At 38.9% G+C, this 19044-nt stretch carries 16 protein-coding genes; 3 read left to right on the top strand and 13 right to left on the bottom strand.

Features of this window, described 5'->3' with window-relative positions; all coding sequences use genetic code 11:
- Nucleotides 1–88: 88 nt before the first annotated feature.
- The 13 genes from KCG35_RS20490 to KCG35_RS26990 form a co-directional block, all read right to left on the bottom strand.
- Nucleotides 89–2413, bottom strand: a complete 2325-nt coding sequence (locus tag KCG35_RS20490; RefSeq protein WP_215821727.1) for an EAL domain-containing protein — start codon at nt 2411–2413, stop codon at nt 89–91.
- Nucleotides 2400–3443 carry a polyamine ABC transporter substrate-binding protein gene (locus KCG35_RS20485; RefSeq protein WP_215821726.1) on the bottom strand — a complete coding sequence of 348 codons (1044 nt, stop codon included), beginning with the start codon at nt 3441–3443 and terminating at the stop codon, nt 2400–2402. Before KCG35_RS20485 ends, KCG35_RS20490 begins: the two co-directional genes overlap by 14 nt.
- A gap of 236 nt (nt 3444–3679) precedes the next feature.
- Entirely contained in the window at nt 3680–4135 is a 456-nt protein-coding gene (locus tag KCG35_RS20480) for a hypothetical protein (RefSeq protein WP_215821725.1), read from the bottom strand.
- A 101-nt stretch (nt 4136–4236) separates the two neighbouring features.
- Nucleotides 4237–4905 carry a 4'-phosphopantetheinyl transferase family protein gene (locus KCG35_RS20475; RefSeq protein ID WP_215821724.1) on the bottom strand — a complete coding sequence of 223 codons (669 nt, stop codon included), beginning with the start codon at nt 4903–4905 and terminating at the stop codon, nt 4237–4239.
- Between the two features lie 15 nt (nt 4906–4920).
- The gene (locus KCG35_RS20470) at nt 4921–6006 is read right to left on the bottom strand and encodes an alpha/beta hydrolase family protein (RefSeq protein WP_215821723.1); all 1086 of its coding nucleotides are present in this window, start codon (nt 6004–6006) and stop codon (nt 4921–4923) included.
- 124 nt (nt 6007–6130) lie between these two features.
- Entirely contained in the window at nt 6131–7651 is a 1521-nt protein-coding gene (locus KCG35_RS20465; protein ID WP_215821722.1) for a class I adenylate-forming enzyme family protein, read from the bottom strand.
- A 12-nt stretch (nt 7652–7663) separates the two neighbouring features.
- A complete protein-coding gene (locus KCG35_RS20460) occupies nt 7664–7912 on the bottom strand; it encodes an acyl carrier protein (protein ID WP_215821721.1) in 249 nt (82 codons plus the stop codon).
- Nucleotides 7913–7951: 39 nt separating this feature from the next.
- A complete protein-coding gene (locus KCG35_RS20455; protein WP_215821720.1) occupies nt 7952–9121 on the bottom strand; it encodes a beta-ketoacyl-[acyl-carrier-protein] synthase family protein in 1170 nt (389 codons plus the stop codon).
- Nucleotides 9122–9133: 12 nt separating this feature from the next.
- The gene (locus KCG35_RS20450; RefSeq protein WP_215821719.1) at nt 9134–10414 is read right to left on the bottom strand and encodes a beta-ketoacyl-[acyl-carrier-protein] synthase family protein; all 1281 of its coding nucleotides are present in this window, start codon (nt 10412–10414) and stop codon (nt 9134–9136) included.
- Nucleotides 10415–10427: 13 nt separating this feature from the next.
- The gene (locus KCG35_RS20445; protein ID WP_215821718.1) at nt 10428–11204 is read right to left on the bottom strand and encodes an SDR family NAD(P)-dependent oxidoreductase; all 777 of its coding nucleotides are present in this window, start codon (nt 11202–11204) and stop codon (nt 10428–10430) included.
- A 92-nt stretch (nt 11205–11296) separates the two neighbouring features.
- Nucleotides 11297–12229 (bottom strand): SRPBCC family protein, encoded by a 933-nt coding sequence (locus KCG35_RS20440; protein ID WP_215821717.1) that lies wholly within the window; start codon nt 12227–12229, stop codon nt 11297–11299.
- Nucleotides 12219–13070: a cyclase family protein gene (locus KCG35_RS20435; RefSeq protein ID WP_215821716.1), complete on the bottom strand. Its 852-nt coding sequence runs from the start codon at nt 13068–13070 to the stop codon at nt 12219–12221. The genes KCG35_RS20440 and KCG35_RS20435 overlap by 11 nt, the downstream gene beginning before the upstream one ends.
- Complete coding sequence (locus tag KCG35_RS26990; RefSeq protein WP_215821715.1) at nt 13049–14650, bottom strand: ATP-binding cassette domain-containing protein; 1602 nt, start codon at nt 14648–14650, stop codon at nt 13049–13051. The genes KCG35_RS20435 and KCG35_RS26990 overlap by 22 nt, the downstream gene beginning before the upstream one ends.
- 827 nt (nt 14651–15477) lie before the next feature.
- Between KCG35_RS26990 and KCG35_RS20425 the strand changes: the two genes are divergently transcribed.
- From KCG35_RS20425 to KCG35_RS20415, 3 genes are all read left to right on the top strand, one after another.
- Nucleotides 15478–16092, top strand: coding sequence for an ACP phosphodiesterase (locus KCG35_RS20425; protein ID WP_215821714.1), 615 nt, complete (start codon nt 15478–15480; stop codon nt 16090–16092).
- A 234-nt stretch (nt 16093–16326) separates the two neighbouring features.
- Nucleotides 16327–17718: an ATP-dependent RNA helicase DbpA gene (gene dbpA, locus KCG35_RS20420; RefSeq protein ID WP_215821713.1), complete on the top strand. Its 1392-nt coding sequence runs from the start codon at nt 16327–16329 to the stop codon at nt 17716–17718.
- Nucleotides 17719–18109: 391 nt separating this feature from the next.
- On the top strand, nt 18110–18772 hold the full coding sequence (locus tag KCG35_RS20415) for a hypothetical protein (RefSeq protein WP_215821712.1): 663 nt from the start codon (nt 18110–18112) through the stop codon (nt 18770–18772).
- Nucleotides 18773–19044: the final 272 nt, after the last annotated feature.

The raw sequence follows: 19044 nt of genomic DNA, 5'->3' as shown, positions 1-19044 counted from the left end.
AACTACTCATTAAGAATATTACCTTTAACATCAGGATACATTCAGAGTAGTATAGCTTTAACTCTGCTTCTTATAATGTTTACATGTCCTAACTTGATGAAGCCTTTGCCATTTGTGTATGATAGCTTAAAGGCATTGGTTTACAGTAAAGATAGCCCTGTAAGTCATCACACCCTGCCGCAATTAATTGCTCAGCTTGCACTTTATGTTCAATACCTTCAACAGTTACTTTAAAGCCTTGGTGCTTCAGATATTTTATCAATGATATCACCATTGCACAGCGCCGATTATCAACCATCATATCAACCAATGTTTTATCTACTTTGATGGTATCAATGGGGTAATTCAATAGTTGAACCAAGGATGTATAACCCGCCCCAAAATCGTCGATCGCCAGTGACACGCCAATATTTTTTAGCAATGCTAAATTTTTTTCAACCTTGCCGATATCACTTATTTCAAATGTCTCAGTAATTTCTAATTGAATGATTGAAATATCCACCTTACTTTCTGAAAAAACAGTTGATAACTTATCAATAAAGTGTGTTGAACTAAGATGCGCAGATGAAATATTAATCGCTATTTTTAGATCAGTACCATACAGAGCCTGTAATTGAGGAATATCTTTTATAACTTGTCCAATAACCCAAAAATCTATTGTTTCAAAGTAACCACGGCTTTCTGCAATCGGTATGAAGTCAGCAGGAGATACAAAACCAAGCACACTTGATTGCCAACGCAATAAGGCTTCAACTCCAGAAATTTTTATTTTTTTTGCATTATAAATAGGCATATAAAAAACTTCAAACTCTGTAAAATCTCTCTTCTTAAGTTCTGTTTCAATTTCTTTATCTCTTCTTGCTTGAACAGCTAACTCCTGAGAATAAAATGCATATTGGTTTTTTCCTGCATGTTTTGCTTGATACATTGCAGTATCCGCATTAGAAATCAGCTCAGTAGGCTTTGATCCATCATCAGGGTATACAGCAATACCTATACTGGCCGATACAGGAAAATAACCTGCCTCACAGTCAAACCCACCCTCAAATAACTTTAATATTCTTTCTGCAACTTTATAAAGGACTGCTTCTTTATCAAAGTCATGTAACAGTACAGCAAACTCATCTCCGGCCAACCTTGCTAAATCATGATCATTAACGTTAATAACAATATCTGTCGTGCGTACTGATAACTGTAAACGCTCGGCAAACGTCTTAAGCAAAATATCGCCCGCTTCGTGACCAAACTTATCATTCACGAACTTAAAGTTATCTAAGTCAATATAAAGTAGTGCAACTTTCTTTACTTTTCTATGTGCCCGATCAATTACACGTTCCAAGCACTGAGTAAACGTTCTACGATTATATAACTTTGTCAGTGCATCACGTTCAGCCATTTCCTTAGTCACTTCATATACTTTATGAAGTTGTTCATAGACACGAACAAAAGCACGACTTAAACTACCTACTTCATCCTGACTATCATAAGCATTAGGTTTATCTTTATTTCCTTCTAAGACATTCGTTAAATCTTTTTCAAGAACCTCTATAGGGCTTGTAATATAACGTTTGATCAAAAATATTAGCATAACATATGAACAGAGAGTAAGAATCAAAAATGACAACAACATGCGTTTCTCAAGCTCTCGTAACTGTCCGGATATTTTTTCATCACTGACATTAAGTACAATATTACCTAAATTCGGAATATCATAAGCTACTGAAATCAGTGAGTCAGTTGTTACTTTTTTTTCACTGTCTATTCCAAATACCAATGTATTGCTATTTTGCTCTTCTTTTAAGGTTTTTCGTAATTCATCAAAATCAGTGGCATCAAATGCCATCACAACTGCAATAGATTGTTCCCACTCCTTCATTAAAGGTTTGCGTTGTGTATACCTATCAATAAAGCGGATGTAGAGAAGCCTCGTTTTATTATTCTTACTTAGTAAATATCTATTACTAATAATTTGTTCTTCACGCATTTTTTTTACTATGATTGGAATATCAGGATCAATTGTACTGAAGGGATCACCACTATTTTCATAGTAAAATTCGATGCTGTTATCTGGAAAAAAAATTGCTAATGATATGTATTGAAAGTCAATTTCATCTAAGTCTTGAATAGCTGTTTCTAAATTACCTTCAACAGCAAGTGCTTTGAAACGTTTATCTTCCACATTTAAATACTGTCTAATTTCAGCACTTCTTACCAGTGATGGGAAATAAGTGTCAGCAAAGCTAAGATACCTATTCATACTATCGACTAACTGATTAAGTTGTAACTTTGCCTGACTAGAGATAAAATCAATCAACGATTTTTTTTGCACCTGATAAATACCTATAAACGTAATCAGGTAGCTCAATACTAAAACCGGAAGAATTAATACTCTAACACGTCTACTTAGTCTCATGCTCTTTGCTCAATGCCCGCATGATTCGATTTCTCTGACTCATATTTTTATCTGAGATAATTCTATAAGGCTCACTTCTATCTAATACACTTTGCTCAGGATAAATACTTTTATCACTTTTTACTTCATTAGGTAATAGTTCGATTGCAGCATTATTAGTCGTTGAATACCCTATATCCTCTGCATTCTTTGCAGCATTTTCAGCATTATTAATAAAATTGAGAAATGCTAATGCCTGCTTTTTCTTCGTCGAATGGCTCAATACAGAAAAACAATCTATCCACAGTGATGTACCTTCATCCGGTACGATGTACCGCCAACTGTCTTTTCCTGTTACATCGTTTAGCGTATGTTGATCACCACTATACCCAATAGCCATATATAACGTTTCATCATCAGGCTTTGCGCTAATATAACTTATAACATAGTCATACGTCAGTACAGCAGGAAGTTGGTTTTTAAGTAACTGATAAGCCGCTTTAAGATGATTATTATTCTCACTATATATAGAATATCCACTCAACTTTAATGCAGGAATTAATGTATCGGTAAAGTCTTCATGCATACCTATATGCCCAAAAAGGCTAGCATCAGGTTCTATCAGCGCTCGCCATGATACTGGTTTAGTCGTAACCTTGTCTGCCCGATATACAATACCAACCGTACCCCAGAAATAGGGAACACCAAAGTTACCACAACTTTGAATCCAGCGTTTTTTAATATTAACTAAATTATTTACTTCTGAACGTGTGATTGAAACCAACTTGTTATTTTTACCAAATAGTTGAGCAGAAATACTATCAATTACAACTAAGTCAAATTGCTTTCCAACCTCACTTGCCAGTACTTCATCACGCATTTCATCGGTATCATAATAAATTTGGTGAATATTCCAGCCTGTTTCTTTTTCCCACCGTTCAATAACCTGTGTTGACAAATACTCCTGCCAATTAAAAATAACTAACTCTTCTGCTGAAATCGTAGTAGCAGTAAGCGTAAGAAAAAAGAGAGAAGTAAGTATGCTATGCATTAAAAACCTCAAGATAGTAAACGTCCTATTAGATGAAAGTTTAGTTCTCTTCAGGCTAGGCTTAAAGGTGAATTAGTTACACATTATTAATGAATATCTATTCAGGAGCTTAAATAAAAATTCCCATGGGATGATAAGTTTAGAAGGAGTAACAAATAGATAAGACAATAATGAGAAGAAAGCACTTCCCCCCTTACTTATAACTCTCCTTTGTAAGCAGAGGGGAAAATATGTTTCTAGTTAGCTTTTCGGTTAGCAAAAAAAGAAGGTTTCTTAGTCGCTACAAAAACAAGTGCGATAATCAATAAAATATTTAACGCGCCAAATATTGCTTCTTTCATTAACGCACCATCAAATAGCTCAATCTTATTTTCACTCAGAAAAGCGACGGAATCGTCTATTGCAGGATAAATGAACAAGTAAGTATTAAGCGCAATAACAACAAAGCCAATCAGCTTCACCCATAACCATCTTTGATTTGGCTTGCCCATAAGTAATAAACCAGTGATTCCTGTGACAAGCATAGCAGGTATTGTCAATAACTTAGTGCCTGTAAACACAAACTGGCGGTTCAGTGTTAAAGCATGAGCATTCCCTTCAGGAATAAATACACCAGCAAAAATATACGTTATAATGCTTCCTAAAAATACTGCCAAGGCAATTAAGTGGATAGTTTTAACTAATGATCTCATACAAGCTCCATATTTTTCATATCCCTGCGTATAGGGCATTTTTAGTTTTTTTATAACACCTAAAAGTGATTCATAATTAATATTAATAAGAAACCAATTTACTACTGACTACAAATCTTCCACAACAATAGTGGGCTTCTTTTAGTCAATGATAAACTAAAAATCATATCAGCTATTTGGGGTAACCACGTTAGCCAATAAGGTTTTCTACCCACGTAAACAACTTGATAAATCAGAGATTTATATAACTTCATCTTTAGTTTACTTGGTTCAATTTTAAGCCCTACTCCTGCTGCCTTAAGTACAGCTTCCTTACCTGACCAAAATGTCAAGATATCCTGAACCGCAGGTTCAGGATAGCAAGTCAGCAGGTCAGGATGAGAAGTTCGTTCATGTAATGCTTGTAAATTAAGTCTTTTTTTAAACCAAGCTATATCTACTCCAATAGACTCTGGTGAAATACCTATTAGCAAACCTTGTGAGCAATGACTTATATTAAACCCAATATTTACACCAGGTATATAAGGCTCACCAAAAGACGTTCTTTTAAAGCGCAAGCAGTGCTTAGGTACCTCCAATAAGGTAGCAAGCATTGCCTGTAACCAGCAATGTGCTTCTCTACCCTGCTCTTCTCGACTCAGACTCCTTTTATAAGGTATATATACTACATTCGTAGCATAACCAAAACACTTTAAAAAATGATACAACTGTGTTGGTCTAATATCTTGCCACTGATCAATAGCCTTGGGTGACAAACTTTCACAGTACATGTTAAATACCCTTCATTATGGGCATATCAATTTCGCTAACCAATTTGCTGCTTTGGGCAAATAATCATGAAAATAGTGCTGGCACACATGAGCTTCCTGAGGATACTCCAACATGGAAACGTTGCTCTCACCTATCCAGTCTTTAATTAACTGACAATTTTTCATTGGAAATACAGCATCGTTTTCACCATGAATACAAAGTACAGGACAATTTGGATTAGTTTTTCCCTCAAGTGTTAGTTTATCCGCCGCAATCCTTGCCATCTCCTGATCATCAGCTGCATGAAAAACATATCTAAAATCGTGACGTACACGAGGATTAATATCTAGATAGTTACTGATGTCAAAAGCACCTGATAAATTAATTGCAGCTTTTATTTCAGGAAAATGAGATGCACAACGTAGCGCTAAATATCCCCCAAAACTAACACCAAAAACACCTAATCTATTACGATCGATCGCCTGATGCTGACGGAGCGTATCAAAAACAGTGCCAAATACATTTTCAAACTCAATGGGCATAGCAGTCTGTCCGAGTAACTCTCCCTGTCCTGGCCCATCAAAAATAAAACAACTAATGCCTTCGCGCAAGAAGTGTTTACAAAAAGCATACAACTCAACTTCTTTAGCTGAATCAAGTCCATTCAGTAATATCACACACGGGGATGGCTGATCTTTTTTGGCATGCAACAAATAGCCAGGTAACACTTGCTGTGAATAACGAAGCTCTAATCGTTCACATGGATAAGGATGGTTTGGTAAGGCATGTAGAAAACTATCAGTCACTTTTGCACGAACCTGTTCTTTTTTTGCAGGGTCAGCAAAAAACATAAACTCAGCCCAGTGATAGGCTGCCGCAGCTTTTAAATAAAGTTCTGCAGCTGTTTTATGATGACATTCTCTGGCAACACTTACTAATTCATTACCATGTGTATTCCAGGCATCGAACCATTGTGGCCAAAATTTTTCAGCATCTTTACTCGGTGATGCTGTAATTTTTTTACTCACATCAATTATTTCCCCCCATTCTGTTCCACCAAACATAATTCGAGGTAAAAAATAATATAGTTCAGAAAATTGTTGAGGCGTCATCATGCTCATGGTATTGCCACTTGTATAATCTGTTGACCAAGCTACTCACTTTCGTCACATTGTCGTTTAATAAAACGTCATTAATCAGTCATGATTAGCAGTAAGCCAAATAGAAATTAAACCTAAAAAAACATTAAATAAATAATGGAATTAACTGCTGTTGTTTCACATCGTCAACAAGCTCATGCTTTTGAATTTTACCATTACGCCCACGAGGAAACGGTTTATTATAAATATAGGCATATTTTGGATGCTTTAATGGGCTTAATGCTGTTAATAAATGCTGCTGAATTTTAGGTAACATTGATAATATGTTTTGCGTCGAACGCATAAATACAAGAGGAACTTCGCCTTGTTCATTATCTTGCCAAGCAGCAACTGCTACATCATCAAGCAGATTTAAACTAAGGATCGTTTCTTCAATTTCTCGGGTATACACTGTAAACCCATCCGCTAACAAAACAATGTCACGTAGACGACCTTTTAGTTGTAAAAACCCCTCTGACGTTAACACCCCCATATCACCTGTTTTTAACCAATCTTGTTGAATAATTTCCTCACTGGCAACTGGCTGACCGTGTTCAGCATCCCAATACCCCAACATATTGCCTGGCGACTGCACCCAAATTTCACCTACCTGCCCTGGCTGAGAAGGATTACCTGCTCGATCCGTCAGTTTGAGTGTAACGCCTTTTGCAGGCTTACCCACTGTGCCTCTACCTTGCTCATGATCATCATTCGCTAACCAGCAAAAAGGCCCTGCTGTTTCTGTTAATCCATAGCCTTGTAACCATCGACACGAAAGAATACGTTGTGCTCGCTGTAAAAGAGTTTGGTCTATAGGTGCACAACCATAGGCAATTAACTCTAAAGCTGAAAGATTTCTGGATTCAAGTTCAGAGTCTTTAAGCGCTTCTGCGAGATAAAAAGGAGGCAACATCATATGGCTAATGCCGTATTCTGCAGCTACAGCAAAAACCTGCTGATCATCTGGCACATCATTGATGACCAAACAAGCACCCTGGCTAAACCCTGCCAGCATCAATAACTGTCCTTTTAAATCAATAATACTGTCGTCTAATAAAATCCGTGCTTGAGCATGTATTTGCATAGCTTTCGCGACGGATTGACCTTGCGAACAAAGTCGATAATCAGATAAACAAACGCCTTTCGGTTTACCCGTAGTACCACTGGTATATGCTTGTACCAATACATTATCAGTCTTCTGCTTTACACAGAAACTGGCGTCTAAATGCACGTCTTTCTGGTTTTCTACGTCAGGTAATGTCAGTCGAAACTGTTGTGGAAAAACGACATCTGTTCCATTTGAATCTTCAATCAGCCAATCAGCTGCCGCATCACTCACAATCGCATTCAACTCATGGTGTCTGGCTTTAACTAATCCCTCAAGATAAATTAACGTTAAACCTAAATAGCTGGCAGCCAATTCAAGCACAATAAGTTGATATGTATCAGACTCCGTCACAAGTAATCGGTGTGTTGGACAAACACCCTGCGATTGTAGCCAACGCACCCGATAATGAACCTGGTTAAGCAACGCTTCATAAGAAACCAACTGACCAGCTACGCATATCGCAGTATGGTTGGCATAGGTTTCAGCGGTTGATTTTACCCGCTGATAGACACTCGACATAGTATACTCTCCCTAAGCAGCCTCGCTAAGCCGCTGCTCAACAGCATTCACAATATCGTTAATCACAACCCAATCCTTAAAAGGAACATTTTTCAGGCTAATATCCATCGACTTTTCCAGGGCCACCATAATACAAACCAACTCTGTTGAATCTAACAGCAACTCATTTTCCAGATTGGTATTTTCTTTTAATTCACTAACAGGCATATCAAGATATTCTGCAAGTGTCGTATAAATGGCTTTTACTGTTTCATTAGTCATTTTTATCCCCTAGTAAATAATTAATTAGACGTATGCTATTTAGTGAAATGCAGATAATGCTAACGTCGCAGCAGTGCCTCCCAAACCACGGCTGTTAATTAAAATCCGTGATAATGCTTTTTCTTCAGCCTGCTGGATGAGCTGTTGATTGGTGAATATTGGCTCTGCGGAACATTGTGGTGTGGGTAATACCACTTGCTTTTCAAGCATCAACGCTGCTAACGCGATATCCAATGCACCTGCGGCACCAAATAATTGTCCTATTGATGCTTTAGGCGTTGAAACACGGGTATGCTGGCTGAGTACCCATTGAATGACTTCTGCTTCCTGTTGATCCTGAAGAGCCTGTGCAGCACCATCAGCAATCAGCAGATCCACTGGACAACCTCCTGCTGCTGCAAGCATAGTTTGCTCCAGCCCTTTTCCAGAGCACGTTGGATCATTACGCATACTCCAGCGTTTTATTTGAGCATAAGGTTCTTTTCCTCTAGCCTGAGCATGTTCCACTGATTCCAATAGCAAAAATACCGCACCTTCTCCAGGAACCATGCCATTAGCTTGTTTATCGAATGGTGCATAGTGGCCAGTAGGAGTTATTCCCTCTGGTACACCTTGCAATGCAGCCAAAATAAAATCGGTATTAATCGCTTCGCAACCACCTGCTATTGCACAGTCTAACTTGCCTTGAGCAATCAGATTAGCCGCCATACCCACACTCATTAAACTGCTTGCCCGATCAGCCATTAATGTTTTACTGAATCCTTTTAAGCCATATTGCAGAGAAATTTGACCTTGTACAGCAGCAGGAAACCAAGCTGTCGCCTGAAAAGGACTCACATCACGGGAAGAACCTTGCGGCTTATGTAAATTTCGAAGTTCGCGTTCGGTAAAAGCCCATCCACCAAAACAATTGCCTACTAAAACCCCTATTCGCTGGCGGTCAACGGTTTCAGGATTCAATCCAGCATCTTGCAAAGCACGCTCTGCTGCAACCAAACCAAAATGGGAAAATGAGTCAATCTTACGAATTTGCCGCTTGGAAAGACCTGAAAACAGCTGCTGCTCATCAATAACAGCCACATGGCCTTGCAGGTCCTCATTAAATTGCCCACATGCTTGTGGTGTTAGTGCTTTTACCCACAATGCCTGTTTATCATCACAACCTGGAACCAATATACCCAAACCTGTCACAACTACATCATTATTCATCGCCAACTCTCTCTAGTCCTCAATGCGTTTCAGTACAACTGCACTGTGAATACCTGAAAAACCACTGGCTGCTTTCAATACGTAGCTCATTGCAGCGGCACGCCCCTGGTTTGCAACATAATCCAAAGGACAGTCAGGGTCTGCAGTCTGATAGTTAATAGTAGGAGGCACTTGTTGATGGACCAGGCTTAAAACTGCAGCCACCATTTCAATAGCATTGGCAGCAGACAGTGCATGGCCATTCATTGATTTCAGCGAGCAGACTGGGATGTGTCTGGCATGTTCCCCCATCAGTTTTAACAGGGCTTGTGACTCATTCACATCATTTTGAGGTGTAGAGCTACCATGCGCATTAACATGGTCGATTTGACCAGGCTTAATATCAGCATCTTCAAGTGCTAATGACATGCTGCGTAATAGTTCTTCTCCATCTTCAGGTAAATCTGTCATGTGGTAAGCATTACAGGTCGAGCCAAAACCACACACCTCCGCTAAAATGGGGGCACCTCTGCGGCATGCATGCTCGTATTCTTCCAACACTAAAATGCCACAGCCTTCCCCTAGGACAAACCCGTCTCTATTTTTATCAAAAGGACGAGAAGCCTCGGTGGGTGATTCATTATGACTACTACTGAGCGCACCAATAATGTCAAAGGCTGCCATCGTTATCGGGGTGAGTGGCGCTTCTGTAGCACCAGCTAGCATCACATCGGCTTCATTATTGCGGATACACTCCAGCGCAAACCCTAAGGCATCCAAACCAGCCGTGCAGCCCGTTGCTAAAGAAGCGGTAGGCCCACAAAGATGGTATTGAGCAGCGACTTCAGTCGAAGCGCTATTAAAGCCAATATAAGGATATAAGTGGCGATCAACTTGACTATAATCAATCGGCTTACTGGCATGATCGGTATAGCGCAGGAAAGCTTGTTCCATATAGCCAGTACCAGCAATGGCTGTGGCAATGGACACGCCCATTAATTCATCAGGAATCACTCCAGCTTGCAAACCTGCCACTGACATAGCCATCTTACTCGCAGCCAATGCAAATAAAACATGCCGATCCAAGCGTTGGCCTTGTTCCTCACTTATTTCCCAGTCAGAAGGTATAAATCCTTTTACGATACCCGCAATCTTGGCTTCCAGCCCTGCAGTATCAAACTGACTGACCACATCGACACCTGAAACGCCTTGCATACAGTTTTGCCAAAACTGTTCAGTACCAATACCATTCGGGGCAATAACGCCTAGCCCGGTTACCACCACGCGTCTTTGTTTTGGTTTTTGTTGATTCATCGTGATTGTCACCTTAGTAATTACCAAGCCCACCACAAACATTCAATGCTTGAGCTGTCACGCCTTTCGCTAAAGGAGAAGTCAGATAAGCAACCATGGCCGCTACTTCGTCAGGCTCAATATAACGGCCAATAGGGACACGCTCCTCAATACACCGCTTAGCTTCTGCCTCATCGACCTGCCAAAGCCGTGCATAATTAGTGCGTACCTGCTTTGCCATATCAGTTTCAACAAAACCAGGGCAAACTGCATTAACTGTAATGCCACTGCCATTACGTGCTAATTCCAAACCGAGTGCTTTGGTAAAGCCGACCATGCCATGTTTGGATGCACTGTAAGGTGCGCCATGAATAACGCCTTGTTTACCACCCGTACTGGCGATATTGATAATATTGCTACCCGCAGACATTTTGCCGTGATTCAGTACTGCATGAGTCACATAGAACATACTGTTCAAGTTGGTGTTAATTACATCACGCCATAAATCCGTAGACAGGTTCTGGGTAATACCACCACCTCCTCGTCCTGCACAATTCACCAATACATCAATACGACCAAAATGTTCGACCGCCTGTTTAACCATGCCATTAACGGCATGCTCATCAGTTACATCACAACTTATTGTTAAAACCTCACAGCCCTTTTCGCTAAGCTTATTCGCCAGAGTTTGTAATGCTGCTTGCTCTCTCGCCACTAAAACACAATTCATACCTTCTTCTGCTAAACGCAGGCTTATTGCAGCGCCAATGCCTCGACTGGCCCCAGTTATTAATGCTGTTTTTTTTGCCATGGTTTTTTCCACCATAATTCTTTTTTTAGGTTTTATGCCTTTCGTATTCGGTAAACAAAAAGCCCTAAAGATTCTTCGCTGTGGGTATAGTTTTATGCTGAGAGTTCAGCCAGTTTTTGCTGAATAGCATGCATTGTACCCAAACTATTATTATTAATAGCTTGAGCAACCAGCTGTTTGGCTTCTGCGGGTGTTTTATTCAATGCTTGCCAATGCTCAGGATTAAGCACAACATCATGCCAAGAATTTATTTTTACACCAGTTGTTGTGTCTTCTAATGTCCAGCTACCAACATGTTTTTTAAGAGGTAAAGGTGGTGTTGGTTGGAAATAAGTTACGGCATGATCTGCACAACGACGAATAGTTCGAATCACTTCATCCCCACCATTAACCTGCACAGTCATAGTGAAAATTTGGTGTTCCCCATCGTTATATTCCATATCAACCTGAGTACAATGAGGTAATAAAGCAGGCCAGTATTCCGCTTCGCGCAATAATTGAAAAATAATATCCTTATCACCTTTCACTACGAGTTCTTCTGCAAATTCATGATGCCACGTCTGTTGTTCCAAACATTTTTTTATTGCCAGCAACTCTCTATCACTGTTTGCATCAATGGTTTTTTGCATAAACTGTTCAGCATCTACCGTTGAGTTAACGCCTTCAACCAAACCACTGATATTTTCTTTGATTGAAAACTCATGCCATAACTCAACACAGCAGGTATCGTCCGTTAAGGCAATAAAACACCACTTACCTTTCATATTATTCACTAAAGGCATTGGCTTAGCTTGTTGGAAAGTAATTTCCAATTTTTGATCATCTAAAGTACGAATTGACTGCCAACAAAATAACCGATCATTACCCCAGGCAGTGAGGCGAATTTGCTGTTGGTTACCTTCTTGTTCAACAACTTCTGATTTTAAGCAAGGTGCAAAATAAGTAGACCAGTTTTCTACTTGACTACAAAAATAAAATGCCTCACATGCTGGACAATTAACCTCAATTTCATGCTTAAGCTGCACGACAGTTCACCTCTTCATCTAGAATTGCAACGACCCGACACCAAGCGGCATCTGCTTTTTCAAGTTTGATTGGAAAACAACTTACTTTGAATTTTTTATCTACGGGTAATTGATCTAAATTAGCAAGCCGTTCTAATTGACAATATTCTTTTTCACGACCAAGCATATGCGCAGGCCATAGCACTGATTTATTTCCTGTTTCAAGGTAATGGGTAACCATATCTGCAAACGGAGGATCAAAACTAAAACTATCAATCCCAATAACTTTGACACCTTGACTAATTAACCAGTCGGTAGCTTCTCGACTAACACCTCTAAATTGCGAATAATATTGTGGGGTACCTTGATATTTATCAGCTCCGGTATAAAACAGTACAATATCATTCGCTTCAACTCTTAAATTTTGCTGTGTTATTGCCTGCATCATTTCAGAAAGAGAAATAGCGCCTCGTTTAACATCATTACTGACAGCAATTACCACCCCTTGTCCATAACACCACTCTAAGGGAATATCTGTAATGGTCTTTTGCGGCTGTCCCTGCTGGTTAACATCACCATAGTGATAGGGTGCATCCATATGTGTCCCTGTATGGGTACTGAGGTTATAAAACATCAGTGATAGGCCTTTATGATCGGGGAAGTCTTTATGATTCATCCCCCAACCACAGCGCCACTTAAGCCACTCCCAACAGCGTGAAATCCAACTGTTACTATTGAGATACACTAATGCCGAACCTAGCCTATCAGCACCACGTTTATGATCTATCACCTTACGTTTAACAGGATCTGGTTCCCAATAATCAGGGTCAATTGCCACACTCAAATCAACAAATTTCGGCATTTATTTTTTCCCACAAAACTGTATTCAATAAGCTGACCATCAACCATTTTTAATACACGATCAGCATCACTGAAATAAGCCTCATCATGTGTAATGGCAATAATCGTACGCCCTTCATTTTTTAATGCGGGTAATAATTCTTTATAAAAATATCGACGGAATGAAGGGTCTTGATCAGCCGCAAATTCATCAAGTAATAATAGTTGTTCTCCACTGACCAATGCTTGTAATAATGCTAGTCGTTTCACTTGCCCCTGGGATAATTTTACCTGGCTTAAACGACCTTGGTGGTAACTGACTCTGCCATTTAACTTAAGTTGAGATAACCGATGATTTACCATTTCAACATCAGCTATCTCACCATTCTGATCAATAACCGTTTCAAAGATGTATGGAGAAGGTCTTACCAAAGCACAGCTTAACATATCGTCTTTATTTAAAATTGTATTACCTAACTGGCGCTGCCCTGAACATAAAGGATATAACCCACTTAACATTTTTATCAGGGTTGATTTTCCGGCTCCATTGCCACCAACAATAAAGAGCAGCTGTCCTGGTGATAATTGTAAATCCATAAGCCCAATTTGTCGTTCTTCGTTAGGATATTGATATGCCGCTTTAGAAAGGCGCACACTATCGTCCAACGAATAATGCTGTCCTTTTTGTGCAGGAAGCGTTGCTAATGGTAAAACCTGTTTTAAGCTGATAACACTCTCAATCGCTTTTGGAATATACTCCAACACGGTGGTAATAGGACTTATTAAAAATAATGTCGCTAAAATAAATCCCGATTGATGATCTACTCCTTGTTCACCAAAAAACCATTCAGGTATCCATAAAAGTGATAAGAGCAGTGTTAATGTAATACAGTGCCCCCAATTAAGATTAAAGGCATCCAGCCAGGCAATTTTTAAGCGTTTACTGCGAATAGCCAATAATGTATTTGATAAATTCTTCTTCACGAGCCAATGCTGTCGTGTTGCGCTTAACTTGACCTCCATTGCACCATTGAATAACTCATGGTAAAGCAGATGTAAATGATCAATCTTCTCCCTAACATTTTGTAAATGGCCACTCACATAGTGATTCATTAAAAATGCAACACCTACAGCTATCAATAAAAAAAACGAATAGTGTAATAACCCTGTTAAAGATTGTATTGAAAAATAAATTAACACACCCAGTATAATAAGAAAGTTAAGTAGTAGTTCTGGAATAATGCGCATGCCTTGCTGTAACATATCCATATCACGCGTTAAGGCTGCATAAGCACGAGCCCCACCTATTTTTTCCATTAATGCATAGTTACAGTCATTCAGGCTTTTCGTCAATTGGTAGTGAATAGTAAAGCTAAAATATTCACTTAAAAAATCAAGCAAGAGTTTAGTTAAAAATCCAGAACCAAAAACCAGTAATACTAATAAAAAACCACTTTCTATATTTACTGCCTTGGTGTTATTGAGTGAATCACTTATTAATGAAAGAAAACTAACTTCGGCAAAAGTAAATATTGTGCCACAAAGTATTGAAACAATAGCCATCCAGCTATATTTTGACAGGCTTTTAACAACCCATTTCACCCTTACCCCCTTTATACCACCCTGGGAGACAATGATTATTTGAAAGCACCTATTTACCTACATAACTCAGCAACAAATACTAATTTATATTTACCAAAGAAAATCTTCGTTTATATAAATAAGACATTTAATACCATTTTTCTAAATAGGCTCAAACAACTGATTTAGTGTAATTAACAAACCATAAAATGATAAGGTTGTGTTTAACAATGCAGGCATTAGAAATAATTTTTATGATGACGTCAATTAGACTAAAGTATACACTTCGTGAATCATTTTTATTTGCGTTTTCCCTTCATGCTTCATCAACCCCTCTGAACCCTACCTTTCCTGAAGGATGCTGTGCTGTGAGCAAAGCTAACCTTTAGCTTCAGAGAACCTCTAAAAATGCACTTTTTCCGTGACAACTGTGTCAGCGCTGTACTCGGATCCTCATGTATGCCTTATACACTGCGGTCCTCCGTGCAGTGCTTCCTTGCTCTCACAAAAAAATCTCTATTTTTAGAGGTGCCCTTCAGCTGATCAACTACTTTAACGCATTGAGCCTCTCTCATGAGAGTGAGGCGGGAAGTCTATAGCAAAACCCAATCATTGGGGTGGCCTTATCATCAATCCTGTCTCAATTGACTTTTAAAGAAAATCGGCTACATCTAAGAGAACGCTTTAGCAAAGAAGATGACCTATGGACTAAATCACTGCTGCAGCCTTGAGCATATAGAATCCGCACTGTGTCTGCTTGCTACATATACTTCGTTAGCAGTATATGTAGCCATAAGTGTAATAACCAAAGCCATTTAAATCTTATAAGTTGTACAAGTAGTAGTGAAATGAATTACCTTGCCCATATCGTATTATCTAAAAAAGACATTGACTATCAATTGGGTAATTTACTGGCAGATCCACTAAAAGGAAAACCATGGGCAGGATGTAGCCCATCCCACCTAGATGGTATACAAATGCATGGTTGGATTGATTCATTCACCGATGCTAATCAACATGTAAGGAGAGCAAAAACCAGACTTGGCACGAAAGGTTATCTTAAAGGTGTGGTAATCGATATTACATTTGATCACTTATTAATTAAACACTGGGAACAGTTCATAAACACAGACATTAATAAATTTATTAATACATTTAATCTTAACTCCCTTAATAATTTAAACAATCTACCAAAGCAAGCGTCTGATTTTATTAAGCGAATTATTGCTCATAACGTTCTCTCGAGTTACGAAAATTTTTCTGGTTTAGAGTCAGCACTTAAACGTATAGATCTTCGGTTATCCCCAAGAATACTCGCCAAAGAAACAGCATCAAGCTATTTACCCTTAATAGCATCGAACCTGGAATCAATTGAAGAAGATTTCCTTCTTTTCTTCCCCGAATTAGCCCATTATTTTATTGATAAAAGCGGCTCATCAGCGCAAGAACGATGGCTAAAATAAACCTGTTCCTCATCACTTAATCTGTTACAATGCGCCACACGAAAGCCTCAATGTATTCTCATGAGAACCTATTTTACGCTTACATTACCAATCATTGTCGTAGCAAAGGTTGAAGACAACGCTTTAATACAGACAACAAACCCCTTGTGTCCAATGGGTATAAAAATGATTTGTAAAAGATGTACAGCCTCTAAGATGCAATAACAGGCAACAACAGAATTCAGGTATTACTTAATGCATCACACCGCTTTTTGCAAACTTAAGCTGCAGCCAGCCTTACTAAATAACCTGGCCTCTCTCAATTATCAGACCATGACCCCCATTCAGCAGCAAAGTCTACCTGCCATTCTGCAAGGACAAGATGTTATTGCCCAAGGTAAAACAGGGTCTGGAAAGACTGCAGCCTTTGCGCTGGGCTTGCTAAACAAGCTTGATGTTAAGCACTTCAGAGTCCAATCACTGGTACTATGCCCGACAAGAGAACTGGCTGACCAAGTCGCCAAGGAGCTTCGTAAACTAGCCCGCGCTATCCACAATATCAAGGTTCTTACGTTGTGTGGCGGTATGCCTTTTGGCCCCCAAATCGGCTCACTTGAACATGGTGCTCACATCATCGTAGGTACACCAGGTCGTATAGAAGAGCATTTACGAAAAGGCACTCTACAACTCGATCACCTAAACACACTGGTTTTAGACGAAGCAGATCGTATGTTAGACATGGGCTTTCAAGATGCCCTTGATGCAATTATCGATAAAATGCCTAGCCAGCGACAAACGCTGTTATTCAGTGCAACATACCCTGATCAGATACAAGCCATTGCCAGCCGGATTATGCATCGTCCACTAATGGTGCAAACCACTACCATCGACAGCAATACCAAAATCAAGCAATATTTTTATAAACTTGACAATAATAAACAGCGTGATACCGCATTACGCTTGGTGCTTATCAAATTCTCGCCAGTATCAGCTATTGTTTTCTGCAGTACTAAAAAAGCTACACAAGAAGTTGCAGAGGAATTACGTCAACATGGCTTCAGTGCTTTAGCATTACATGGCGATTTAGAGCAAAAAGCCCGTGACCAAATTCTCGTACGGTTTGCTAATCAAAGTACTACTATCTTGGTAGCTACCGATGTAGCGGCCAGAGGCTTGGACATTGACTCTGTTGATGTTGTTATCAACTATCATATTGCCAAAGACCCTGAAGTACATGTTCACCGCATCGGACGAACAGGTAGAGCGGGTAGCAAAGGTACAGCCTGTACCCTCTATAGTGAAAATGAACAGCATAAGATTGCAAAAATCGAAGACATGCTGAATAGTTTTATCCAACCAGAACCACTACCTCCTTTTAACCTATTAGAAAAGCAGTCTGACAAACCACCCATGGTCACCTTACAAATTGATGGTGGAAAAAAACAAAAAGTAAGGCCAGGTGATATTCTTGGCGCATTAACAGGTAAAAATGGCATTGCCGGAAAACAGGTTGGTAAAATTCATATTTTTGACTATTGCGCATACGTTGCAGTATCTCAGGAAGCAAGTAAACCTGCATTAAAAAAATTATCTGAAGGCAAGTTAAAAGGCCGTTCCTTTCGGGTAAGGAGAATTAGAGGTACATAATTATGTGCCTCTACATTCAATGGGGCTCGTAATTTCTTAAGCTTTTTGTAACCGTTTTTTACTTTTAGTATACCCTTCATGAATCATTTTTAGGGTTTGTTGTCAGCATTCTCGACCACCAAGGATGGTGGAAATGCAGTTAATGCAGGAGCAATTAACTGTCACTCCAGTCACTTATTAATATAAGCTCCTAAGTCTTCATCACTTGATAGCCGCCCCTGAAAACCCTTCATTATGAGCATATATTTACAGAAGTATTTCTTAAAAATTAATTCTTTTAATTGAAACGTATTCCTTCATAATTTATTCAATATTTTCAGAGATTTCCCTATTGTAAGCAGATATCACCTTGATTATTATTTGTCCAGTGCATACAGGGAGGTGTAGCATTATGGATAAGGGTATTTTTTTCCTCATAAAATTTGGAGAAAGTGAGTATATGGAAAAACTTCACCATGAAGGCGAAATGCTTTTACAGCAGCTAAAAATGTTCAGAAAACCTATATACAACACCCAACGTCGAGATATTTATGAAGGGTTTACACATATAGTACAACGTTGCATACCATCAATAACAATACATAATAAAGCTATTAACAATCATTATACCCCAATCATATTTGATACTCGAAACGACAACCCCTACATTTATTGCATGTGCGCAATTAATCATACATATTTAAGTCATAATAATAAGTCATTCATTGACAGCACATGCTTTGAACTAGGTGATACTGCTGTCATTATAAAAAACACTTTCCTTTTTTTAGATAAAGTACAAAACTACTGCATTAAAAACAATTATCAAATAGATAGTGGTCATATAAAGTATATCGACTTCAACAAACATAATGGCAAACTTAACCTGTTTACCAAATCAAAAGACTATGAACACCAAAGTGAATACCGATTAACTATTAACACTCACCATACTCACAGCACTTCACTAAAAATTAAACTTGGAAATTTATCAAGGGAAGGACATTCTATTATTTGTAAAAGTTATGAAATAGAAAAACACCTCAAGCAGTTTTTTTCTTATACCACACATTAAAGATTGTTATTTTAAATTATTTTTAGCCGTAAAAATTCAATCCAATGCATCCAGACATAGGCGTTGTTGAATAAATCGGCCAGCCCATCCTTCTTTAGTATTTTGGCGAATTAATGGTACCCTGATGCGACTACTAACCCATCAGAAGCCATCACATGCCGTATAAACATAACCAATCCAGTCACCGGCAACATAAAAAAGCCAAATATAAGGTGATCAATTGGGCGGAATATACGGAAGCATTGCGTCGTCGCGGCGATATTACGATTTGG

It is taken from the genome of Zooshikella harenae (assembly GCF_018837975.1).
In the GTDB taxonomy this organism is placed as follows: domain Bacteria; phylum Pseudomonadota; class Gammaproteobacteria; order Pseudomonadales; family Zooshikellaceae; genus Zooshikella; species Zooshikella harenae.
This window is presented reverse-complemented; position numbering and strand designations above follow the sequence as displayed.